The following is a 20,958-nucleotide window of genomic DNA, read 5'->3' as shown; positions in this document are numbered from 1 at the left end:
TTTCAGACGGCCTTTATTGACTCAGGCCGTCTGAATGTTGCAAGCATTTATCAAATCACACATTAAACAAGAAATGCATCACATCGCCGTCTTTCACGACATATTCCTTGCCTTCGACGCGCATTTTGCCGGCTTCTTTAGCTTTGGCTTCGCCGCCTAAGTCCACGAAGTCTTCATAGGCAATCACTTGGGCGCGGATGAAGCCGCGTTCGAAGTCGGTATGAATCACGCCGGCGGCTTGCGGGGCAGTGTCGCCTTTGTGAATCGTCCATGCGCGGACTTCTTTGACACCGGCGGTGAAATAGGTTTGCAGACCGAGCAGGTCGTAGCCGGCGCGGATCAGGCGGTTCAAGCCCGGTTCTTCCAAGCCCATTTCGGCGAGGAATTCGGCTTTTTCATCGTCTTCCAATTCGGCAATTTCGCTTTCCATGGCGGCGCATACGGCCACAACCGGTGCATTTTCTTTGGCAGCCAATTCTTTTAAGCGGTCGAGATGCGGGTTGTTTTCAAAACCGTCTTCAGCCACGTTGCCGACGTACATGGCCGGTTTAGCCGTGAGCAGGAATAATGGGCGCAACATGGCCAATTCTTCGGCATCCAAGCCGAATGAGCGTACGGGCTTGCCTTCGTCTAAGTGCGGCAATAATTTTTTGCACAAATCGACCAACTTCTGGGCGTCTTTGTCGCCACTGCGAGCGCGTTTTTCTTCGCGGACAATCGCTTTTTCCACGCTGGCTAAGTCGGCCAAAGCCAATTCAGTGCCGATGGTTTCAATGTCGGCAATCGGATCGACTTTACCGGCAACATGGACAATGTTTTCATCATCGAAACAGCGCACTACATTCACGATGGCATCGGTTTCACGGATGTTGGCCAAGAATTGGTTGCCCAAGCCTTCGCCTTTGCTGGCACCGGCTACCAAACCTGCGATATCGACGAATTCCACAATGGCCGGCTGCATTTTTTGCGGATTGACGATTTTTGCCAATTCGGCCATGCGTGGGTCAGGTACTTCGACAATGCCGACATTCGGTTCGATGGTGCAGAAAGGGTAGTTGGCCGCTTCAATGCCCGATTGAGTTAAGGCGTTGAACAGGGTGGATTTGCCGACATTGGGCAGGCCGACGATGCCGCATTTTAAGCTCATGTTTTTTCCTGATATTTGCTAAAATTTTTAAACGGGCAATTATAGCATAATTCGTTTGTAAGGTTGGATGACAAGGCCGTCTGAAAAAGGTGTGTTGCTTTTCAGACGGCCTTCACTTATTTAAAAATCAAAATCAGCAGCAGGGCAATGGCAATCAAACCGAGCCACAGGCTTTGCCGTTGCTGCACTTTAATCAAATGCAGGTACGCATCGCGCATTTCCTGTTGGCGGTTTTCATCGACCAGCGCATTGAGTTTGCGCGGCAGGCTCGGCAGGATTTGCGCCCAGTCGGGGGCTTCGTTTTTCAGGTTGTTGAATAAGGCTTTCGGGCCGATTTGCTCGTTCATCCATTTGGTGAGAAACGGCTTGGCGGTCGCCCACAAATCCAAATCAGGGTCGAGTTGGCGGCCTAAGCCTTCGATGTTGAGCAGCGTTTTTTGCAGTAAAACCAGTTGCGGTTGGATTTCGACATTAAAGCGGCGGCTCACTTCAAACAAGCGCATCAGCACCAAGCCGAATGAAATTTGCGAAATCGGCTTGTTGAAAATCGGTTCACACACGCTGCGTACGGCGGCTTCGAGTTCTTCTGCGCGCGTATCGGCGGGTACCCAGCCTGATTCGATGTGAGCGGTGGCAACGCGGTGGTAATCGCGGTTGAAAAAGGCGAGGAAGTTAATCGCTAAATAGCGTTTGTCGTAATCGGTCAGGCTGCCGACAATGCCGAAATCAAGTGCGATGTAGCGGTTGTCGTCGGCGACTAAGATATTGCCTGGGTGCATATCGGCATGAAAAAAACCGTCGCGGAATACTTGGGTGAAGAAAATTTCCACGCCATAATCGGCCAGTTTTTTCAGGTCGATGCCTTTGGCTTTGAGCGCGGCGATGTCGGAAACTGGCGTGCCTTCCATCCATTCGATGGTCAACACATCACGGCTGCAATAATCGTAAAATACTTTGGGAATAATCAGCATGTCGCTGCCGGCGAAATTGCGGCCAAGCTGGCTGGCATTGGCCGCTTCGCGCATCAAATCCAATTCGTCATGCAGGTATTTGTCGAATTCGGCCACAACTTCGCGCGGTTTCAGGCGTTTGCCGTCGGCGAATAAGCGTTCCAACCAGCCGGCGCCTAAGCGCATCAGTGCCAAATCTTGTTCGATAACCGGTAGGATATTCGGGCGCAGCACCTTCACCGCTACTTCTTCGCCACTATGTAAACGCGCTTTATGCACTTGGGCAATCGATGCGCTGGCAACCGGCTCGGTTTCAAACTCGGCATACAGGTTTTCAATTGATTGGCCTAAGGCTTTTTCGATTTGGCGGCGTGACAGTTGCGCATCAAACGGTGGGACACGGTCTTGCAGTTTCGCCAGTTCAATCGCGTATTCGTAAGGAATCAAATCGGGGCGGGTGGATAAAACTTGGCCGAATTTGATGAAAATCGGGCCGAGGCTTTCCAAAGCCAAGCGTAAACGTACGGGCAGGGGTTGGTTTTGATATTCGGCAGATTGCGGCAGCTTGCCGATTATGTTGCGCAACCAATCTTGTTGGATATGGTTGATAAATAAATCAGAGAGTCCGTAAAGATAAAGCGTGCGGAAGATGGTTGTAATGCGAGAGAGCCATTTCATGGTGGGCATTCGGTTGCGCTGAAGATGGGCGAATTATAAATCATTGCCAGGCATTGCGCCAAAGCTTCTATAGAAAGCCGTCTGGAAATCAAGATTTCAGACGGCCTGTTTGAGCCATATTTAGCGGGATTAAAGCTAAACTTTGTCATCGGTCAAAATATTAGATTCTGACCGCCCAACCAAATCTATGGGAGGCAGTTGGCCTTTACACCGAGAATGATGAACCGCAACCGCAAGTGGTTTCGGCATTTGGGTTGCGAATCACGAATTGAGAACCGTGCAGGCTTTCGGTGTAGTCGATTTCAGCACCAACTAAGTATTGGTAGCTCATTGGGTCAACCAAGAAGGTCAGGCCGTTTTTTTCGATTTCAAAATCGTCGTCGTTTTTGATTTCATCGAAGGTAAAACCATATTGGAAGCCGGAGCAACCACCGCCGTTCACGAAAACACGCAGTTTGAGTTCGGGATTGTTTTCTTCCGCGATAAGATCTGCCACTTTGGTGCAGCAGCTATCGGTGAAGAGGATAGGGCTTTCATCTGACATGATGTGATTCCTTTTATATGAATGTTATGTGTATTGTCGCGCAATCCGCTCAGTAAGGCAAGTTGGGACAATGACTTAAAATTCAATAGCCGGTATAAAAATTAGATATTGCGCCCAAACCATTCCACACGCCCGATGATGGCGATGTCGTCTCCCAGATGGTTTAAATCGATTTCAAAGGTCGGGTAGGCTTCGTTGGCAGAAATGACATTCACAATGCTACCGGGCATCAACTGCAAACGTTTGACCAACAGATTTTCATTGAGGCGTAAAACATACAGCCCGTCGCGCGGTGTGGTTTCGCTATGGTTAATCAAAATTGAGTCACCATCATTGAGCACACCTTCCATCGAATCGCCTTTAACGGAAATCACGGATAAATTTTTAGTGTCGCGGGTGACGTAGTTTTCAATCCAATAGCGGCGGAAGGCCATGGTAAAGACAGGTTTTTCATCGCCCACCAATTGGCCGTGTCCCGCAGCGGCTTGAATGTCGTAACGCGGTACAAAGACAAATTCTTCAACATCCACCGGATTGCCGAGCGTGTCGTAAGCTGTGGTGTTAGGCGCGGCTTGGTCGGGGAAGGGTTCGCCTTCACCGGTTAGCAGCCAATCAATACTGCATCCTTTTAATTGTTTGATTTTTTTTAAGGTTTCTGATTTTGGTAAGCCGCCTTCATTCCAAATGCGGCTAAATCCCGCAATGGTCATATCGATATCGGCTGCAATTTTTGCTTGCTTGGCTTCGCCTTTCCATAAAAAGGCCAGTCTGTCTTTAAAGGTATCCATGATATTCCTTAGGTGAAAGTGTGATTTTGGATACACACTGATTAATTGCTTTATATTTTACTTCATTTTTTATAATAATGTAAGAAAAAAATTAGCATAACTAAGAAAAAGTATTGCATCATTTATTTTTTCTTAGTATTATGTCGGAAAGTGAAGATTAACTAAAGTTCCTTGCTGTATTTTTGAGTTTATCTCTGTATTTATTCTGTCATATACCTTGCGTATAGTGTATGGAGAGGGGCTTATAAGCTTAATCTGATTGATTTCGAAAGAATGGGATTATTTTTGTACTTTAATTAAAGGAATCAAAATGACAGGCTATCGTAAAAATACTTGGTTGGCAGTAATGGCTTTGGCTTTGGGCTTGGTAGCGTTTCCTGTCAGCTATTCAGAAGCACAATCTTCTAATATGTCGCTCTCTGCATTAGAGTGTGAGCAATTGAGCCATTTGGTTTTGGAAAACATGAATGTCAAGCAGCGTAAATTTGCGCGCGAGTGTGACATTGTTGAAGCATCGCATGATTGGGAGCAGCAATATGGCGGTCTCAACGAGCAGGAATTCGTAGCAGGTGTGGTTTACGAATAAATCGATTAAGATCGAAAAAATGCAGTAGAAACCCGCAGTAAAGCTTGAGGCCGTCTGAAATATGCAGCATTTCAGACGGCCTCAAGTTTATTTTCAAAACATCATTTTAAGATTAAGGCAATAACGGTGCGGCTTGTAAGCCTAAGCGTTCGTCAAAGCCAAACATAATGTTCATGTTTTGAACGGCTTGTCCGGCAGCGCCTTTAACCAAATTATCGATCACCGACAACACGACCCAAAGTTGGCTTTGCGGTGCTTGCTGTACACTGATGCGGCAAATGTTGGCACCGCGTACGCTGCGGGTTTCAGGCGTGGTGCCCGGTTTCATCACATCCACAAAAGGGCTGTCTTGGTAGAATTCACTCAAGATTTCGTATGGATTGATGTTGTCTTCCAAATGCAGATAAACGGTGGCGTGCATGCCGCGAATCATTGGGGTTAAGTGTGGCACGAATACGAAACCTTCCGCTACATCGGCTTGCAGGCTTCTGATGGTTTGCTTGATTTCCGGTAAGTGGCGGTGGCCGCCGATGCCGTAAGCTTTAAAATTATCGCCGGCTTCGCACAATAATGAACCGACATTGCCTTTGCGGCCGGCGCCGGATACGCCGGATTTACAGTCGGCAATCAGCGGCATATTGGTTTTCAGATGGCCTTGTTGTAATAATGGTAACAAGGGCAGCGATACGCAGGTCGGGTAGCAGCCCGGATTGGCTACGATTTGGGCTTTGGCAATGGCATCACGGCTCATTTCACATAAACCATAAACGGCTTGCGGCACAATATCGGGGCAAGCGTGTGCCATGCTGTACCATTGTTCCCATGTCGGAATGTCTTGAATGCGGAAGTCGGCCGATAAATCGACAATGCGCACACCTTTGGCCAGTAATTCCGGGGCTTCTTTCATGGCGACGCCGTTAGGGGTCGCGAAAAAGACCACATCGCATTGATCAAGGCGGGCTTCGTCGGGTGTTTGGAAAACCAAATCATAAATGCCACGCAGGCTTGGGAAGTAATCGGCAATCGCAATGCCGGCTTCGCCGCGGCTGGTGACGGCGGTGACTTCAACATTGGGGTGAGTGGTTAGCAGGCGTAATAATTCAACGCCGGTATAACCCGTTGCGCCGACGATGCCGACTTTGATTTTAGCGTTCATTTGTATCTCCAATAAGGGCAAATTCGATAGTGGGGTAGTTTAAGGCTTGGCAGGCCGTCTGAAAAGAGTGAGCAGCCATTAATTATTGGAAGAATCATTTATCAGTATATTAAATAAGAAAAGGCCGTCTGAAAAAGCGAAAACTAAAGTTTCTTTTTCAGACGGCCTAAATGTTTAGCTAAATATTAAAACAGCAATTCGGTCGGCTCGGCATCGGCCGGAATTTCCTGTGTCGGATAAACCGGCGTAGGCACATAGCTTGATGCCGGAGTAGGCGGATTAACCGCAGAAGCTGCTGCATTGCTCGGTGCAACTGATTGAGTTGGTTGTGGTGCTACCGGCGTTGGGATAACTGGTTTTGCAGTATCATCACCGGCATCGATTTCGATTTCAGAGCCTGAAGGCAATACATCGTCTTTAACCGGAGCCGGTTTTGGTATGGCTTTTGGTTTGCTGTAAGCAGAAGAGCCTGCTGTCCAAGCCAAAGATTTCAATGGGCCTTTGAGCTTCACACCTTTGGCACAAGTTAAACAGTTGGCTTGGCCGGTACGGTTTTTCAAAATCGCTTCAACACGCTTGGTGTTGATGTTTTTGCCGTGTGCTTTTGCCCATGCCGCAATGCTCTTTTTCAATGCAGCAGTATCGAGATTTTTCTTATTGTATGGGTCGCGGTAAGCGGCGAGCCATAAGTTTTTATTGGCATCTTCATTTAAAGTCGCCATTTGGTAAATCACGTGGGCTGGGGAGCCGGTAGAGATGGTTTTGGCAAACTCCAAAGCATCAGGCGATTTCATGCGCACACAGCCGTGGCTGCGCACACCTGGTACGCTGGATGGCGCATTGGTGCCGTGAATGCCCAAGCCCAATTTCGGGTCGCCAAGGCGAACGAATACCGGCCCTAAAGGATTTTTCGGACCTGGCGGAATGGTTTTCACATTGTCGCCACGCTCTTTTTGAATCGATTTGGGAATGTGCCATGTTGGATTAAAGGCTTTCACGCCGATTTTGTGTTCTCCCAAATTGGTTTGGGTCATGGCTTTGCCGACGGCAACAGGGTAAGCTTTAGTCAGCTTACCGTCGGTGTACAAAAACAGGCGCTGTTGCGGAATATTGATGAAAACGTGTTGGCCTTCGGTTGCCGGTGCGACATCAGGCAGCGGTGTGTTGGCGAATGCGGTGGTGGTCAGTGTCAGTGCAAATAAACTTAAGCTGATTTTTTTCATGTATTTGTCTGTATTTTAACAAGGGGTTAAAAGATGATTTTGGGAAATCATACCTTAATATAGTGGTAACTGTGCGAAAATATGCCTTTTCGGTAAGTAATAACCGGTAAGCGGTTATTTAAGATGAATATTTGAATAATGATGAATAGATGGTCAAAGGTGAGCATGTGAAGAATGTGGCGGACGTTTTTTCTTTGGATTACGAAGGACGCGGGGTGGCGCGAGTAGACGGAAAAACGGTTTTTATCAAAGGTGCCATGCCGTCTGAAACCGTTAGCTACCATGTAACCAAATCTAAAAAACAATTTGATGAAGCGGAAGTAGAATCTGTCTTAAAGCCATCGGATGAGCGGGTTAAACCAAAGTGTCGCTATTTCGATACATGTGGAGGTTGTGTGCTGCAGCATATCGAGCCGAATGCGCAGGTGGCATTAAAGCAGCGAATTTTGGAAGAGCAATTGGTGCGTATCGGTAAAGTGTTCCCAGAGCAAATCTTGCCGCCGATTTATGCAACGCCATGGCATTACCGTGATCGAGCCAGATTGAGCGTTACGATTGATGCTTCGGGTAAAGTCAAACTCGGGTTTCAGGCCAAGCGCAGCCATGATGTGGTCGATATTGATTCTTGTGAAGTGTTGCCGCTGCATATTTCGGCGCAGATTCCTTCGGTGAAAATGTTGCTGCAAAAATTAGTGAATTCGGGAGCAGGAATCAAATTTGTCGAGTTTTACCGCAGTAAAAAACTAACTGTGTTGAATCTGTGTTTTTTCAAAAGGCCGTCTGAAAAAACAGGGCGCCAATTGAGAGAGTGGTTTGATGCATCTTTAAAACAGCAAAACGAAACTTGGCAACTGTGGCTGCAATACGGAAAAGAATCGACCAAGGCTTTTTACCCTATTTATCATATTGATTTATCGTATGATTTATCTGAATATGATTTGACTATGCCTTATCGGCCGGGTGACTTTACGCAAATCAATGCCGACTTAAATGCACTGATGATTCATCGCGCCATTCAGTTGCTGGATATCCGTTCAGGCGAAAGAATTGCCGATTTGTTCTGCGGGTTGGGCAACTTCAGTTTACCTATGGCAAAATGTGGCGTAAGTGTGGTTGGCATTGAAGGTGCAGATTATTTGGTTAATCGTGCGCAACAAAATGCCATCGCAAATGGCTGTGCAGATCAGCTTGAATTTAAGGTGGCCGATCTATTTGAAACAGATGAAGCGACGGTAGCATCATGGGGGCAATTCGATAAGATGTTGCTTGATCCGCCGCGTAGTGGTGCTTATGCTGTCGTCAAATCGCTACATTCGTCTTATCTGCCCAAACGCATTGTTTATGTGTCGTGCAACCCTGCGACATTCGCGCGCGATGCTGCTGTTTTAATTGAGAAAGGCTATGTTTTTAAGTCTGCCGGCGTGATGAACATGTTTCCGCAAACCGCCCATGTCGAATCCATCGGTGTGTTTGATTTATATTAAGAATAGTCGGTCTTGATTTTGAATTAAATGTTTCGTTAAAATCATAAATATGTTTATTCATATTGATTGCTTTCAATTAATCCAACATTGTTTATTTTGATGGAGAAAGCAGTAGCGAGTCATTTCCCGTGTGTGTGCTATATATTTCATTGATTATTCAATTTAATATATTAAAGCTTATTTAAAGCAGCAGGATCGTCTGTGTAATGTGGATAACTTATGCATTGATTTTAAATCGGAGTGAATGAAATGAAATTTAAACAGACAGGGTTTACTTTGGTCGAGTTAATGATTGTTGTGGCAGTCATTGGCGTTTTAACCGTTATTGCTGTTCCGATGTATCAAAACCAAGTGGTTCGAGCTCGAGTAACCGAGGGTTTAAGTTTGGCTGAGCCGGCTAAGCAGGCAGTCGCATCTGAAAGCTTTTCTGTGGCAGATTTAAAACGTTCTGCAAAATTATGGAATGCTCAATCAGGCGGCACAGGAGCTAATTCTAAATATGTTGACAGCATTTTAATTGATGAGGATACAGGTACAATTACGATTAAATACCATGCTGAAAATGTGGGCATATCAGCTAAGGAAAATACAGTGACTCTCACCCCCTGGATTCGTAGTGGAGTAGAAGAAGGAAAGGGTGAAGCGTTAAATAGTGCGCTGAAAGCAGGGCGTCATGGTGCTTTGGATTGGGCATGTACCAGTAGTCGTAATGAAGTGGCTAAAGATAACGGAATTGATGCAGATTTAGCTACATTGCAAGATCAATATGCGCCTGCCCAATGCCGCTAATCGAACTGATTCGTTGAAATATCGGTATTGTTAGTTGTTTAAAGCAGAAATAGGATAAGGCAGCAGAGAGCCCTGCGCATACTCGGTTCACTTGGTGCGTAAGGGAACCGGCAACGTTGCATGATTTACGGCAAATAAATATAAAAAAGGCTGCTTTAATAAGCAGCCTTTTTTATATCTGGCTCCCCGACCTGGGCTCGAACCAGGGACCTGCGGATTAACAGTCCGTCGCTCTACCGACTGAGCTATCAGGGAAAAAATGAATTATATCTTTTCATGTTGCGAGTGTCAATAAATTTTTTGTGTGATACTGAAAATATTGCCTATAGAAAAGAAGATTTGGATTTGTATAGGTGATATGCTTAACCGGTTAACTGTTTGGTAATTAATTTTTTAATTGGTGGGAAATTATTGCTGGCGCGCAACACCAAGCCGCGTAGGATTTTAGCCGGAGCAGTTTCGTTGGTGAAGAGTTTCAGCAGCATATTGGTGCCGTGGTAAATCGGGTGGGCGTGCAACATGTGTTTGCTGTTGTATTTTTCCAGCAGGGCGCTTGAGCCAATGTCTTGGCCGCGTTGTTCGGCTTCTAAAATGAGTTTGGCCAAAATATCGGCGCTGGATAAGCCTAAGTTGAAACCGTGCGCGGTAACGGGGTGCATGCCGACGGCAGCATCGCCGATGAGGGCGCTGCGTTTGCCGTAAAAACGTTGGGCAATCATGCCGACCAGCGGATAGTTGTGGAATGTGCTGACTACTTCCATATCGCCCAAGCGGCCTTTTAATTGGGCTTTGACCATCGCGGCCAATTCTTCATTGCTCAAGGCTTTGATGGAATCGGTTTTATCGGCATCTACGGTGATAACGGTGTTGGTGATGTGTTCTTCCAATGGCAGCAGGGCAATGGTGCGGCCGTAGTGGAAACATTCATAGGCGGTGTGGTCGTTGGAAAGGGTGTGTTTCATACGGCCGACAAACATGGTGCGGCTGTAATCGTGCATATCAGATGAAATACCCAATTGGCGGCGGGTTTGTGAGAAGCGGCTGTCGGCGGCCAAAAGCAGGCGCGCGGTCAGGATGTCGCCGTTTTCAAGGATGACTTGCGCTTCTTGATCGGATACTTTGACGTCTTTGACATTGGTGTCGGTTAAAATGGTGACGTTGTCGAGTGTGGCGACCACTTCATACGCGGCTTTGCGGATGTTGTGGTTAGAAACCAAGTAGCCTAAGCAGTCTGCCGGTTCGCCGCGTGCTTGGGTAGGCTGTGGGAAGTGCAGTTGGTAATCGGATTGGCCGTTTAATACTTTGGCATCGCGTAATGGGTAGATTTCGTCTGCCGGAATACGTTCCCACATGCCTAAGCGTTGCATGATTTCACGGGAAAGGTGGGTGAGCGCGATTTCTCGGCCATCGTATGGCGGATTTTGCAACACGGATAGCGGGCTGCGTTCGATAAGGGTCACTTTTAAACCGCTGCCTGCCAGTTCTGCGGCAAAGCTGAGGCCGGCCGGGCCTGCGCCGACGACAAGAATATCGCTGTGTAAGCTCATGGAGGTATCCTTTATTGTAATGGCTGTGGATTATTTTCAGACGGCCTTAAGTGTACTGTGTTTTGGCAGTTGATGGGTAATCCGGAAGAATTGATAAATTATAGCAAAATTGCTTATAGAATAAAGTAAAGATTCATTCAGTATGCAAGTTTTTACGTGGGCTTTAATGTATATCAAGTGTGGACTATCAAGATAGGGGAATGGTGCAGGTAAGTAAGAAAGAGGGGTAATATAAATTAACGTGACGGGAGAGTAAGGAAATGAAAGATAAGAAAAAACCGCTTCTGAGTAAGAAGCGGTTTTATTTGAGTGGATTACTCTTCAGAACCGGTGTAAGGACGAACGCTTACAGTTTTGCGGTTTAACGCGCCTTTGGTTTTGAATTCTACGTAACCGTCAACTTTAGCGAACAAAGTGTGGTCTTTGCCCATGCCTACGTTGTCGCCGGCGTGGAATTTAGTGCCGCGTTGACGAACGATGATAGAGCCTGCCGGAATCAGTTCGCTGCCAAAGGCTTTTACGCCCAGGCGTTTGGCTTCTGAGTCGCGACCGTTGCGGGTGCTACCGCCTGCTTTTTTACTTGCCATGTTGAATACTCCTTAGCTTGTGTTAAATTAGGCGATTGCCACGATTTCAATTTGGGTGAAATTTTGGCGATGGCCTTGGCGTTTTTGGTAGTGTTTGCGACGACGCATTTTGAAAATGCGGACTTTTTCGCCACGACCGTGAGCCACTACTTTAGCTGTTACTTTTGCGCCTTCGATAAAAGGTGCACCTACTTTTACAGACTCGCCGTCAGCAATCATCAAAACTTCGTTCAGTTCGATTTGGCTGTCGAGTTCGGCTGGTATCTGTTCTACTTTCAATTTTTCGCCAACGGTAACTTTGTATTGTTTACCGCCGGTTTTTACGACCGCGTACATACTCAACTCCATGAGAATTATGGTTAAATCATTCGCACCCCATGTGCGAAACATTGAATTTTATGCATATTTTGCTTTTTTGTCAAAGTTTATTTCTGTTGTGATGAAAATGCCGTCTGAAAGGTGTGTAAAACGGTCTTTGCTGCTATAATCGCGCGCTGGATTATGATATTTTTATGCAACACTCTCTTTTAATAATTTTCTAGAAATTCCGGTCATGCTCGAAAATCTGCCTTATTTCCAACGTCATCTGCCTGACGATTTAGCCAAAGTCAATGTTGTGATTAATCAAGCCGTTCAGTCGGATGTGGCGCTGATTTCCCAAATCGGTACCTACATCATCAGCGCCGGCGGCAAGCGATTGCGCCCGATTATCACCATTTTGGCGGGTAAGGCCGTGGGTTATGATGATGAGAAACTGTATTCGCTGGCGGCGATGGTGGAATTTATCCATACCTCAACGCTGTTGCATGACGATGTGGTGGACGAGAGTGATCTGCGCCGTGGCCGCAAAACTGCCAATAATTTGTTTGGTAATGCGGCAGCGGTGTTGGTGGGCGACTTCTTATATACCCGTGCATTTCAATTAATGGTCGGCTCGGGCAGCATGAAGATTTTGGAAGTGATGGCAGACGCGACCAACATCATCGCCGAAGGCGAAGTGATGCAGCTGATGAATATCGGCAACACTGATATTACTGAAGCCGAATATGTGCAGGTGATTCAATACAAAACGGCCAAGCTGTTTGAAGCGGCGGCGCAAGTCGGTGCGATTTTGGGTCAAGCCACGCCGGAGCAAGAGCAGGCGTTGAAAGATTACGGCATGTATGTCGGCACGGCGTTCCAGATTATTGATGATGTGTTGGATTATTCGGGTGAAACCGAAGAAATCGGCAAAAACGTTGGTGATGATTTGGCCGAAGGTAAGCCGACCTTGCCGCTGATTTATTTGATGCGTAATGGTTCAGAGCAAGCGGCGAACGATGTGCGCCATGCTTTAGAAAATGCTGACCGCAGCTATTTTGAGAAAATTCATCATCATGTGGTCAATTCGGATGCTTTGCCTTACTCAGTAAGTGAGGCACGTAAGGCAGTTGAAAAAGCGATTGCGTGTTTGGATGTTTTACCGCAAAGCGAAATTACCGAAGCCATGCGCCAACTTGCTGAAGAATCGTTGGCGCGTGTGTCTTAAAAGAGCGCAACATGAATTTCAGTTTTATTCCGCTTTTTTTGGTGGCACTGATTTTGCTGGGTGTGTTGAGCAACAATAATTCGATTACGATTTCTGCGATTGTCTTATTATTGATGCAGCAAACGGCCTTGGCAAAATACATTCCCTTTGCGGAGAAATACGGCTTGAGCGTCGGCATTATTTTTCTGACCATCGGTGTATTAAGCCCCTTGGTTTCGGGTAAAGTGCAGCTGCCTAACCTTGCGGCCTTTCTAAATTTTAAAATGTTGGCTGCGGTTGCTGTCGGTATCTTTGTAGCGTGGATTGCCGGACACGGTGTACCTTTAATGAGTAGCCAACCAATTTTAGTAACCGGCTTGTTAATCGGCACCATCGCCGGCGTGGCTTTTTTTGGCGGTATCCCTGTTGGGCCGCTGATTGCCGCAGGGATATTGTCATTTATTGCCGGAAAAGTTTAGTGCGCTCGCCATAGTTCAACGGATAGAACGTATGCCTCCTAAGCGTAAAATACAGGTTCGATTCCTGTTGGCGAGGCCAATCATATTAATGCCGTCTGAAAAGGTTCAGACGGCATTGTTGTTTTTAAAGTTAGGCCGTCTGAAACGTTCAGACGGCCTAACTTTATTCTTGTGTTACCAGTGTAGCGGAGCGATCAGCATTATTGGGTTGTAAGGTGGTGAGTTTCTTGGTGAGAAAATTCAGAATCACACCGTAAGCAGGCAGGAAAAACAGGGTGCAGATGGTGAGCTTGAATAAATAATCCACAAAAGCAATGCCCGGCCAATGCTGCGCCATAAAGGCATCGCTGCTGGCATAGAAAGCCACGCCAAAGAAAACCAATGTGTCTAAAGCATTGCCGATTACGGTTGAGGCAGTTGGTGCGGCCCACCATGATTTCAGACGGCGTAAGCGGTTGAATACAAAAATATCCATCATTTGGCCAAGCGCATAGGCGGCAAAGCTGGCGAGCGCAATGCGGCCGACAAAGGTATTAAACGTAGCTAATGAAGCCCAGCCTGTCCAACTGCCTTCGCTGAATAAAACAGAAAATACATAAGAGAGTAATAGGGCGGGAAACATTACGCGAAAAATGATGCGGCGGGCTAAGTGTGAACCGAAAATGCGTACAGTCAAGTCGGTGGCTAAAAAGATAAACGGAAAGCTGAGCGCGCCCCAAGTGGAATGCACGCCAAAAATTTCAAAAGGGAACTGCACCAGATAATTGCTGGAAGCGATGATGAGAATATGGAATAAAACGAGCCAAAACAGGGCTTTTTTCTGTTGGGCTTGGGTAAATTGATACATGAAATTCTTTCGGAAACGGTTTTCAGACGGCCTGTGTGAATGATGAGGCCGTCTGAAAAGGATATGGGATCTTTTAAAATGGGTTTAGTGTGCGTCGTGTTCAAACAGGCGTTTGCGCGCCAAGTTTTCAAACTCGGTGTCGGCTTTGCCGTAGTTAGCAAAAGGATGAATGGCAATGCCGCCGCGTGGGGTGAAGTCGCCATAAACTTCGATGTATTTCGGATCCATCAGTGCAATCAGGTCTTTCATGATGGTGTTGACACAGTCTTCATGAAAATCACCGTGATTACGGAAGCTGAATAAATAAAGTTTCAGTGATTTGCTTTCTACCATTTTGATGTGCGGAATATAGCGGATATAAATGGTGGCAAAATCAGGCTGGCCGGTCATCGGGCACAGGCTGGTAAATTCCGGACAGATGAATTTGACGAAATAATCGTTGCCGGGGTGTTTGTTATCGAATGCTTCCAGAATATTGGGATCGTATTCGGTGGGATATTGGGTGTGTTGGTTGCCCAATAGGGAAATACCGTTTAATTCTTCGGTGTTGCGGGACATTTTTTGGTTTCCTTAGTTTTTTAATGTGGGAGGTTTTCGAACCACGTAGCAGATTATTGTAATATAAAAATGGTATCTATTCTAGGTAGATGGAATATATAGTGATGTATATGGATTCATGTAGACAAGGCGATGATTGAGTTTTTGAAGCCGGGCAGTCAGGCGGAGTGAAACCTGCCTTAGGATATTCTTCGATTAGGTTGTACTGGATCATTAAAAAAGCAGTTTGAAAACATTTCTGTTTTCAAACTGCTTTTTTGCGGCATTCACGGCTGCCAATTTTTGGCTGCTTCCATGTCTTTTACAATTTGTGTTTTTAATGCGTCGATGTTGTTAAATTTTTGTTCGTCACGCAGTTTGTGTAAGAAGCGTACGTTTAAGCGTTGGCCGTATAAATCGCCTTGAAAGTCAAATAAATGCACTTCCAGCTTCTGCGTTTTTTTGTCGGACACGGTCGGGTTGAATCCAAAGCTGGCCACCCCGCGGCGGGTGCCGAAGCTGCCGTCGGCTTCGACCACAAACACGCCGCTTAGCGCGTAGTGATATGGTGGCAGTTGCACGTTGGCAGTGGGTGCGTTGATGGTGCGGCCGAGTTTTTTGCCGTGTTTGATTTTGCCGCTCAACACATAATCGTGCCCCAGTAATTTGCGCGCGTAGGCCAAACGGCCGTCTGAAAGGGCTTGGCGCACGGCGGTGCTGCTGGTGCGGATGTCTTCAACGATGACGGAAGGGGTGCGCTCGGTTTGCATGCCGCTTTGGGCTTGCAGCATTTCAAAGCCGCCTTCGCGTCCGGCACCGAAGCGAAAATCGTCGCCGATAAGCAGGTAGCGGGTATTGAGTTTGTCGCGCAGCAAATCGTCGATAAAGGCTTGCGCGGGCATATCAGCGAAGCTTTGGGTAAACGGCAACACCCACACGATGTCGACACATTCGGTTTGGCGCAATAAATCCAGCTTGGTGCGCAAAGGGGAAATGCGGTAAGGCTGCGGTTTGTTGAATTTTTTGGCAAAAAACTCTTTCGGCTGCGGCTCGAAAGTTATCACAACAACCGGCAGGCCGAGTTTGTCGGCTTGTTGTTTGAGGGTTTGCAGAATGTGTTTGTGGCCGAGATGCACGCCGTCGAAGTTGCCGATGGTCACTGCTGCGCCTTGTGGGCATTCGGGCGGGTGATGGCGGCCGAGGTGGATATTCATGGTGGTGGGTGTGTGTTTGAATCAGGCGCTATTGTAAACGCAATCGGGCTTGGGATAAATGCTTCGGAATAAATATGTGTGTCGGGTTGTTTCAGTTGAAAATATGAAAGATAGGTGGAAATGTTTTCGAGGCCGTCTGAAACGTTTCAGACGGCCTCGATAAAAAAATCAATGCACAGCCACTTTAACTTTCACAGGCTTAACCTGATAGTCGACTTGTCGCAGGCGCACAATCAAGCCTTGTTCGCCAAACAAATGTGCAGCGCCCACGGCAATCAGGGTCGGTTTGTGCGGCAGGATTTCAATCAGCTTGGGCAGCCAGACTTGGTTGCGCTGTGTGAGTAATGTGTCGTACATCAATTCGTGCCACAGCGGATGGTCTCGGCGCGGCAAGAATCTCAATTGATACGCGGGATTGGCGATTTCCGCCCATGTTTTTTTAGCGCGTTGGTGGCGGTAATCGTCTTCTAAGGTAACGATGTCGTTTAGAAAGGCTTGGTGTTGTTTTTCCAAAGCATCAAACGAGCGGATGATGGCATCTTCGGGCAGGTGGATAAAGTAACTGAGTTGCTCCGTGCCTTCCAGCGCAATCACCGGCTTATTGAGATTTTTCGCACGCTGAATCAACAAATTGTCGATACCATATTCATAAGAATAGCCCTTGGGATTGAAGGTGCTTTGGGTCAGCAGCCAAAACGCCCATGGTTTGATTTGGCTATCGGGTGAAAAGTCGGCAGGCTCTTGGCCGGTGGCCAGCACGTTCTGCAATCGGCGCATACGTGCATTGCCCAAGCTTTGTTTTAAAGGGCGCTTATCGGCCATCATACGCAACATGTGCAAGTTATCGGCAGCGCTCATGCTTGATTCATTGGTTTCGACGACCAGTTGCGACACGCGGTTGAGCGTGCGGCGGTAATCGGCGGGTAGGGTGGCGTTGAGTTTGCCGACGTGAATGGTGCCGAGCAGATAGGAAACCGGCCGACCGGGTTTGCTGATTTCATAGAGAAACGTATCGGCTTCGGGCGTGCCTTTAGCCGAAGCGGAAGTGGCAAACAGCCACAATAATAAACAGAAGAAATAACGCATGGGATTCAGACGGCCTTTTTTAGAATCATAGATAAGGCCGTCTGAAAGTAAATGTGTTCAGACGGCCTGAATAAGTAGTTTAAGTCAAATTACCACCAAAACGGATGGTAAAACGGTCGGCGCCAGCCCCAATCGTCGTAATAGTCGCGGTAATAGCGGGCCTCACGTAATTTTTCTTGTGCGATGTGGTTTTGCCACGCCATTTTGTAGCAGGCTTGGAACATCGGGTCGGCAACTTTATCAACGTATTTCAAGCGGAATTCCTGCTGCTCTTTACTGGAAAGTGTTGTAGATTGCTCGGCTTGCTCAAACTGTTTTTGCATTAATAATGCGGTGTGTTTATCGCATTGGGCGGCAAGCGCGGCTTGCAGATTTTGTTCGTAACGTTTTTGTGCGGCGGCACGTTCGGCTTTTTGTTCGGGCGTGGTAGCACAGGCAGAGAGTGTGGAAATTGCCCCAAGAATCAATAAGCTGCGTATATTTTTCATATGTTGTCCCTGATTGAGTCGGTAAGGTTTAATGTACGCCATTTTATTGCGTTTTAGCAAGCGGTAATATTGTTGCGGGGTTGGTTTATGCGGCGACGGGTCTGTTATGATTGTGTTTACAAAATCAATATTCGGGGCGTGAGGGCGTCTGGAAAAACAAGGAAATAGATTAGTATGAGTGACCATCATCAAGCGATACCGCGCAGAAGCAAGACGCACAACAAGCGGCATGAGCGCCTGCACACGCCGCCTTTTTGGCAGGCAGATCGGCCGTATTTGCGCGAGCAGAATATTTCGGATGTGCGGTTTCGCCGATTGGGCTATGTGATGGCACTGCTGGCCGGTGCGATTAATGCCGGGGGCTTTTTCGCGTTTGCCCGCTACACCTCGCATGTCACCGGTTCGCTTTCTTTGGTGGCGGACATGGTTTATCTGCGCGAATGGGGCGTATTGCTGGTGGCGTTGATTAGCGTGATTTGTTTTGTGATGGGCGCGGCGCATTCGAGCTGGGTGATTTTGTGGACACAGCAAAAGCGTTTTCGCGGCAGCTATGGTTTTTCTATGTGGCTGGAAGCGGTTTATTTGTTGATTTTCGGCCTGTTCGGCGCCACCGCTTTTCAGCTTGATTTCGGCTTTGGGCAGTTTGCTTTGCCGTCTTTGGCGTTGTTTTTGCTCTGCTTTATTATGGGTATGCACAATACGGTGATTACTTTGCTATCGGGCGGGGCGATTCGCTCAACACACATGACCGGTTCGGCCACCGACTTGGGCATTGAGTTATCCAAGGTGATGTATTATTCAAAACAACATCATCCGCGCCTGCCATATATTCGCGTCAATAAGCCGAAAATGTGGCTGCTTTCGGGTCTGATGGCGACGTTTACTTTAGGCGGCATAATCGGTGCATTAGGCTATCAGGCCATCGGTCATCATTTTGCTTTGCCTGTGGCGGCGGTGTTGTTTGTATTGGGGGCAGGATCAGTGGGCTATGATGTGAAGGTCAGATTGAAATTTATCTTGCTGCGCTGGTATCAGAAACATCGTGAAAATGGAAAGAAATAAGCCTGATGGTTGCCAATCTTGCCATTGGCGCAAATAATCCGCAGCAAACAATCAAAAACCGTTAGCGCATGAATAGCTTTGTAAGATCGGGTTAAACGTGCTTTTAAGCATTTGAAATGTTGGTTATGATAACCATGTCTAAAAGTTGGCTTGAGATGAATGAAAGCCTTAATCTGTTTTCAGACGGCCTGCCGACAGGCATATTTTTTATCGAAAGGAAAACCATGAAATTCTTGAAACCTTTAACGCTTGCTATTGTGGCGGCTCCTTTGGCTTTGGCAGGCTGTGTGACCAATGCGACAACCGGCGAACAAACCGCCAGCAAAACCGCCGTTTACGGCTTGGGCAGCGCGGCTGTGTGCGGTATTGTGGGTGCATTGACCCACGGCAGTAAAGGCGCACGTAATTCAGCCTTAGCTTGTGGCGCAGTTGGCGCAGGTGTAGGCGGCTACATGGATTACCAAGAGAAAAAACTGCGTGAAAGCTTGGCCAACACCAACGTAGAAGTAGAGCGTCAAGGCAACCAAATCAAATTGGTTATGCCTGAAAACGTAACCTTCGCAACCGGTAGCGCTGCTTTGAGCACCAACGCGCAAAACGCTTTGGCCGCTGCGGCACAAACTTTGGTTCAATACCCAGACACCACTTTGACCATCAACGGCCATACCGACAACACCGGTTCTGACGCCATCAACGAGCCATTGTCTCGCAACCGCGCACAATCTGTGGCCACTTACCTGCAATCACGCGGTGTGAGCGGTTCACGTTTGAGCACTGCCGGTTACGGTTCACGCCAACCAATCGCGTCTAACGCCACTGCCGAAGGCCGTGCACAAAACCGTCGCGTAGAAGTGTTGATCAACCCTGATCAAAACGCCATCCGCGCTGCGCAACAACAAATGTAATCATTGCTGATTCATTAACAAACAGGCCGTCTGAAACGTTTCAGACGGCCTGTTTGTTTTTACATGATTACCAAATGCCATTAAAGCTTTTCTTTGCTTTCCAAAATGCCCATTTGGATGTTGAAGTTATTACCAATTCACCGCCGTTTTCGCCATCGGTTGCAATCGTCAGCTGTTTCAGACGGCCTGATTGCAAGGCTTGCCATAAGGGTGCAAACCAGCGGTTTTCCCAGCTTTGCAGAATTTCTTGATAGGCGAACACATCACCGGTTTGTTCGGTAACGACCAAATCATCCAAGAAAATCAGGCCGTCTGAAGCGAATAAACCGGATTCGTTAGCCGCATTCAAATAGGCCTCAAAAGCATAAGGCTCATCGATGCGCTGGTGTGGGTAGAACTGCGCCCAAAGGCTGTCGCTGGCGAGTAAACCCGCATGTGGACTACGGCCGTGAATGTCTTGCCACAGCCACAGGCCATTGATTGCAGGAGCTTGTTGGTTTTTGCGTTGCTGGTTGAGCGGGTGGTTGTACAGCCACATTTGTATTTCGGTTTGCTTGTTGAGCCATTGCAAGGCATCGCGGCCTGTGGCTTGGTCGGTCGCGCCGATTTGTCCGCCGATATCCCAGATTGGTGCGACTTGCCAATCGCTTTCAGACGGCATGGTAATGAGCCATAAATCTGGTCGTAATAGATGAAACTGCCAACCGTCTTCCCGATAAAAATCGCTTAATCCTTGGCAAAGCTGTTCGGCTTCTTTGGTTTGAATATTTAAATGTTCGCCGCTGATGATGCTGACTTGGTGCATGCCCATTTGCTGCCACAACGGGCTGGCGAATGCCGCGGCTTGGTCGGCCGGAATATTCAGCATACGTTTCGCCTGTACCAATAAGCTGCCTTGCCACAGATGATGGCGGTAAAATTCAGACGACGTTTGCGGTATTTTGTTCAGACGGCCATATCGCAAGATTTGGTTAAATGCGTCAAGTTTGAGCGGCGGCGGTGTCTCATCGTTGTGACGGTTGAGTGCGGGAATGGCGAGGGTGAGTTTCATAAGGCTGGCGTTAAGCGAAAACGCTTATTTTACGCCATATCGAGCTTGATTCAATGAGGTGTGGGCATATATTTGTTAAGCCGGTTTCGGTAAGCTGTCCAGCCGCGGTAAACGATTTTATGTTACAATTGTTAAGCGTAAAATTCAGCAAAATCAAGTGTCAATCTACTGTATGGGTCGGATAATCCTGCCCTGAAGTTGATTTATCTTATCTGTTGCAAGTTGGTTTCGGGCCGTCTGAAGGCGGCAGATAAGATAAATCAGATTCTAAAATAAATCATTAACAATAAATTATGCGGCTTA

Annotated in this window: 22 protein-coding genes, 2 tRNA genes and 1 riboswitch; of the genes, 8 read left to right on the top strand and 16 right to left on the bottom strand. The window is 47.3% G+C overall.

All coding sequences use genetic code 11. The features are described from left to right. Positions 1–55: 55 nt before the first annotated feature. From ychF to ACM67B_RS09550, 4 genes are all read right to left on the bottom strand, one after another. Positions 56–1,147, bottom strand: a complete 1,092-nt coding sequence (ychF, locus tag ACM67B_RS09565; protein WP_416189416.1) for a redox-regulated ATPase YchF — start codon at positions 1,145–1,147, stop codon at positions 56–58. 116 nt (positions 1,148–1,263) lie between these two features. After that, the gene (gene ubiB / locus ACM67B_RS09560) at positions 1,264–2,775 is read right to left on the bottom strand and encodes a ubiquinone biosynthesis regulatory protein kinase UbiB (RefSeq protein ID WP_416190560.1); all 1,512 of its coding nucleotides are present in this window, start codon (positions 2,773–2,775) and stop codon (positions 1,264–1,266) included. A gap of 205 nt (positions 2,776–2,980) precedes the next feature. After that, a complete protein-coding gene (gene erpA, locus ACM67B_RS09555) occupies positions 2,981–3,319 on the bottom strand; it encodes an iron-sulfur cluster insertion protein ErpA (RefSeq protein ID WP_095502099.1) in 339 nt (112 codons plus the stop codon). Between the two features lie 101 nt (positions 3,320–3,420). Continuing rightward, complete coding sequence (locus tag ACM67B_RS09550) at positions 3,421–4,107, bottom strand: S24 family peptidase (RefSeq protein WP_416189415.1); 687 nt, start codon at positions 4,105–4,107, stop codon at positions 3,421–3,423. Positions 4,108–4,417: 310 nt separating this feature from the next. On the opposite strand from ACM67B_RS09550, the gene ACM67B_RS09545 reads away from it, so the two are divergent. Beyond that, positions 4,418–4,693 carry a hypothetical protein gene (locus tag ACM67B_RS09545; protein ID WP_095502101.1) on the top strand — a complete coding sequence of 92 codons (276 nt, stop codon included), beginning with the start codon at positions 4,418–4,420 and terminating at the stop codon, positions 4,691–4,693. Between the two features lie 112 nt (positions 4,694–4,805). Here the strand turns inward: ACM67B_RS09545 and argC are convergent, their stop codons facing one another. Continuing rightward, positions 4,806–5,849 carry an N-acetyl-gamma-glutamyl-phosphate reductase gene (argC, locus tag ACM67B_RS09540; RefSeq protein WP_416189414.1) on the bottom strand — a complete coding sequence of 348 codons (1,044 nt, stop codon included), beginning with the start codon at positions 5,847–5,849 and terminating at the stop codon, positions 4,806–4,808. 185 nt (positions 5,850–6,034) lie between these two features. After that, positions 6,035–7,072 (bottom strand): L,D-transpeptidase family protein, encoded by a 1,038-nt coding sequence (locus ACM67B_RS09535; RefSeq protein WP_416189413.1) that lies wholly within the window; start codon positions 7,070–7,072, stop codon positions 6,035–6,037. Positions 7,073–7,221: 149 nt separating this feature from the next. Here ACM67B_RS09535 and rlmD point away from each other — a divergent pair, with 149 nt between their 5' ends. Then, positions 7,222–8,556, top strand: coding sequence for a 23S rRNA (uracil(1939)-C(5))-methyltransferase RlmD (rlmD, locus tag ACM67B_RS09530; protein ID WP_416189412.1), 1,335 nt, complete (start codon positions 7,222–7,224; stop codon positions 8,554–8,556). A 249-nt stretch (positions 8,557–8,805) separates the two neighbouring features. After that, complete coding sequence (locus tag ACM67B_RS09525) at positions 8,806–9,345, top strand: pilin (protein ID WP_416189411.1); 540 nt, start codon at positions 8,806–8,808, stop codon at positions 9,343–9,345. A gap of 179 nt (positions 9,346–9,524) precedes the next feature. Here the strand turns inward: ACM67B_RS09525 and ACM67B_RS09520 are convergent. The 4 genes from ACM67B_RS09520 to rplU all read right to left on the bottom strand — a co-directional run bounded on the left by ACM67B_RS09520 (position 9,525) and on the right by rplU (position 11,815). Continuing rightward, positions 9,525–9,600, bottom strand: a tRNA-Asn gene (locus ACM67B_RS09520). Positions 9,601–9,707: 107 nt separating this feature from the next. After that, positions 9,708–10,892: a 5-demethoxyubiquinol-8 5-hydroxylase UbiM gene (ubiM, locus tag ACM67B_RS09515; RefSeq protein ID WP_416189410.1), complete on the bottom strand. Its 1,185-nt coding sequence runs from the start codon at positions 10,890–10,892 to the stop codon at positions 9,708–9,710. A gap of 314 nt (positions 10,893–11,206) precedes the next feature. Continuing rightward, positions 11,207–11,479 carry a 50S ribosomal protein L27 gene (gene rpmA / locus ACM67B_RS09510; RefSeq protein WP_095503238.1) on the bottom strand — a complete coding sequence of 91 codons (273 nt, stop codon included), beginning with the start codon at positions 11,477–11,479 and terminating at the stop codon, positions 11,207–11,209. Positions 11,480–11,506: 27 nt separating this feature from the next. After that, positions 11,507–11,815, bottom strand: a complete 309-nt coding sequence (gene rplU / locus ACM67B_RS09505; protein WP_095503237.1) for a 50S ribosomal protein L21 — start codon at positions 11,813–11,815, stop codon at positions 11,507–11,509. Positions 11,816–12,032: 217 nt separating this feature from the next. Here rplU and ispB point away from each other — a divergent pair, with 217 nt between their 5' ends. From ispB to ACM67B_RS09490, 3 genes are all read left to right on the top strand, one after another. Further along, a complete protein-coding gene (gene ispB / locus ACM67B_RS09500) occupies positions 12,033–13,007 on the top strand; it encodes an octaprenyl diphosphate synthase (RefSeq protein WP_416189409.1) in 975 nt (324 codons plus the stop codon). Positions 13,008–13,018: 11 nt separating this feature from the next. Beyond that, a complete protein-coding gene (locus tag ACM67B_RS09495; RefSeq protein WP_416189408.1) occupies positions 13,019–13,465 on the top strand; it encodes a DUF441 domain-containing protein in 447 nt (148 codons plus the stop codon). A 4-nt stretch (positions 13,466–13,469) separates the two neighbouring features. Then, positions 13,470–13,544, top strand: a tRNA-Arg gene (locus ACM67B_RS09490). A gap of 84 nt (positions 13,545–13,628) precedes the next feature. On the opposite strand, the gene ACM67B_RS09485 is transcribed toward ACM67B_RS09490, so the two are convergent. The 5 genes from ACM67B_RS09485 to ACM67B_RS09465 form a co-directional block, all read right to left on the bottom strand. Further along, on the bottom strand, positions 13,629–14,312 hold the full coding sequence (locus ACM67B_RS09485; protein ID WP_416189407.1) for a 7-cyano-7-deazaguanine/7-aminomethyl-7-deazaguanine transporter: 684 nt from the start codon (positions 14,310–14,312) through the stop codon (positions 13,629–13,631). An 84-nt stretch (positions 14,313–14,396) separates the two neighbouring features. After that, a complete protein-coding gene (gene queF, locus ACM67B_RS09480) occupies positions 14,397–14,870 on the bottom strand; it encodes a preQ(1) synthase (RefSeq protein WP_095503234.1) in 474 nt (157 codons plus the stop codon). 6 nt (positions 14,871–14,876) lie between these two features. Continuing rightward, a riboswitch (PreQ1 riboswitch) is annotated at positions 14,877–14,921 on the bottom strand. A 215-nt stretch (positions 14,922–15,136) separates the two neighbouring features. Then, positions 15,137–16,063, bottom strand: coding sequence for a bifunctional riboflavin kinase/FAD synthetase (ribF, locus tag ACM67B_RS09475; RefSeq protein WP_416189406.1), 927 nt, complete (start codon positions 16,061–16,063; stop codon positions 15,137–15,139). A gap of 168 nt (positions 16,064–16,231) precedes the next feature. Then, the gene (locus ACM67B_RS09470; RefSeq protein ID WP_416189405.1) at positions 16,232–17,149 is read right to left on the bottom strand and encodes a TraB/GumN family protein; all 918 of its coding nucleotides are present in this window, start codon (positions 17,147–17,149) and stop codon (positions 16,232–16,234) included. An 89-nt stretch (positions 17,150–17,238) separates the two neighbouring features. Beyond that, on the bottom strand, positions 17,239–17,637 hold the full coding sequence (locus ACM67B_RS09465) for a hypothetical protein (RefSeq protein ID WP_416189404.1): 399 nt from the start codon (positions 17,635–17,637) through the stop codon (positions 17,239–17,241). Positions 17,638–17,811: 174 nt separating this feature from the next. On the opposite strand from ACM67B_RS09465, the gene ACM67B_RS09460 reads away from it, so the two are divergent. After that, a complete protein-coding gene (locus tag ACM67B_RS09460) occupies positions 17,812–18,699 on the top strand; it encodes a YoaK family protein (RefSeq protein WP_416189403.1) in 888 nt (295 codons plus the stop codon). A gap of 224 nt (positions 18,700–18,923) precedes the next feature. Next, on the top strand, positions 18,924–19,604 hold the full coding sequence (locus ACM67B_RS09455; RefSeq protein ID WP_416189402.1) for an OmpA family protein: 681 nt from the start codon (positions 18,924–18,926) through the stop codon (positions 19,602–19,604). Between the two features lie 67 nt (positions 19,605–19,671). Here ACM67B_RS09455 and ACM67B_RS09450 read toward each other — a convergent pair whose 3' ends face one another. Further along, on the bottom strand, positions 19,672–20,655 hold the full coding sequence (locus ACM67B_RS09450) for a hypothetical protein (RefSeq protein ID WP_416189401.1): 984 nt from the start codon (positions 20,653–20,655) through the stop codon (positions 19,672–19,674). Positions 20,656–20,958 lie beyond the last annotated feature (303 nt).

Origin of the sequence: Neisseria sp. CCUG17229 (assembly GCF_047839235.1) — a bacterium.
In the GTDB taxonomy this organism is placed as follows: domain Bacteria; phylum Pseudomonadota; class Gammaproteobacteria; order Burkholderiales; family Neisseriaceae; genus Neisseria; species Neisseria brasiliensis.
This window is presented reverse-complemented; position numbering and strand designations above follow the sequence as displayed.

Excerpts from the sequence above, each read along its gene's own strand:
- ribF (WP_416189406.1), bottom strand. The coding sequence starts at position 16,063 with ATGAATATCCACCTCGGCCGCCATCACCCGCCCGAATGCCCACAAGGC.
- ACM67B_RS09525 (WP_416189411.1), top strand. The coding sequence starts at position 8,806 with ATGAAATTTAAACAGACAGGGTTTACTTTGGTCGAGTTAATGATTGTT.
- ubiB (WP_416190560.1), bottom strand. The coding sequence starts at position 2,775 with ATGAAATGGCTCTCTCGCATTACAACCATCTTCCGCACGCTTTATCTT.
- argC (WP_416189414.1), bottom strand. The coding sequence starts at position 5,849 with ATGAACGCTAAAATCAAAGTCGGCATCGTCGGCGCAACGGGTTATACC.
- rpmA (WP_095503238.1), bottom strand. The coding sequence starts at position 11,479 with ATGGCAAGTAAAAAAGCAGGCGGTAGCACCCGCAACGGTCGCGACTCA.
- ACM67B_RS09550 (WP_416189415.1), bottom strand. The coding sequence starts at position 4,107 with ATGGATACCTTTAAAGACAGACTGGCCTTTTTATGGAAAGGCGAAGCC.
- ychF (WP_416189416.1), bottom strand. The coding sequence starts at position 1,147 with ATGAGCTTAAAATGCGGCATCGTCGGCCTGCCCAATGTCGGCAAATCC.
- ACM67B_RS09495 (WP_416189408.1), top strand. The coding sequence starts at position 13,019 with ATGAATTTCAGTTTTATTCCGCTTTTTTTGGTGGCACTGATTTTGCTG.
- ACM67B_RS09455 (WP_416189402.1), top strand. The coding sequence starts at position 18,924 with ATGAAATTCTTGAAACCTTTAACGCTTGCTATTGTGGCGGCTCCTTTG.
- ACM67B_RS09450 (WP_416189401.1), bottom strand. The coding sequence starts at position 20,655 with ATGAAACTCACCCTCGCCATTCCCGCACTCAACCGTCACAACGATGAG.
- ispB (WP_416189409.1), top strand. The coding sequence starts at position 12,033 with ATGCTCGAAAATCTGCCTTATTTCCAACGTCATCTGCCTGACGATTTA.
- ACM67B_RS09460 (WP_416189403.1), top strand. The coding sequence starts at position 17,812 with ATGAGTGACCATCATCAAGCGATACCGCGCAGAAGCAAGACGCACAAC.
- ACM67B_RS09470 (WP_416189405.1), bottom strand. The coding sequence starts at position 17,149 with ATGCGTTATTTCTTCTGTTTATTATTGTGGCTGTTTGCCACTTCCGCT.
- ACM67B_RS09545 (WP_095502101.1), top strand. The coding sequence starts at position 4,418 with ATGACAGGCTATCGTAAAAATACTTGGTTGGCAGTAATGGCTTTGGCT.
- ubiM (WP_416189410.1), bottom strand. The coding sequence starts at position 10,892 with ATGAGCTTACACAGCGATATTCTTGTCGTCGGCGCAGGCCCGGCCGGC.
- rplU (WP_095503237.1), bottom strand. The coding sequence starts at position 11,815 with ATGTACGCGGTCGTAAAAACCGGCGGTAAACAATACAAAGTTACCGTT.
- ACM67B_RS09485 (WP_416189407.1), bottom strand. The coding sequence starts at position 14,312 with ATGTATCAATTTACCCAAGCCCAACAGAAAAAAGCCCTGTTTTGGCTC.
- erpA (WP_095502099.1), bottom strand. The coding sequence starts at position 3,319 with ATGTCAGATGAAAGCCCTATCCTCTTCACCGATAGCTGCTGCACCAAA.
- ACM67B_RS09465 (WP_416189404.1), bottom strand. The coding sequence starts at position 17,637 with ATGAAAAATATACGCAGCTTATTGATTCTTGGGGCAATTTCCACACTC.
- queF (WP_095503234.1), bottom strand. The coding sequence starts at position 14,870 with ATGTCCCGCAACACCGAAGAATTAAACGGTATTTCCCTATTGGGCAAC.
- rlmD (WP_416189412.1), top strand. The coding sequence starts at position 7,222 with ATGGTCAAAGGTGAGCATGTGAAGAATGTGGCGGACGTTTTTTCTTTG.
- ACM67B_RS09535 (WP_416189413.1), bottom strand. The coding sequence starts at position 7,072 with ATGAAAAAAATCAGCTTAAGTTTATTTGCACTGACACTGACCACCACC.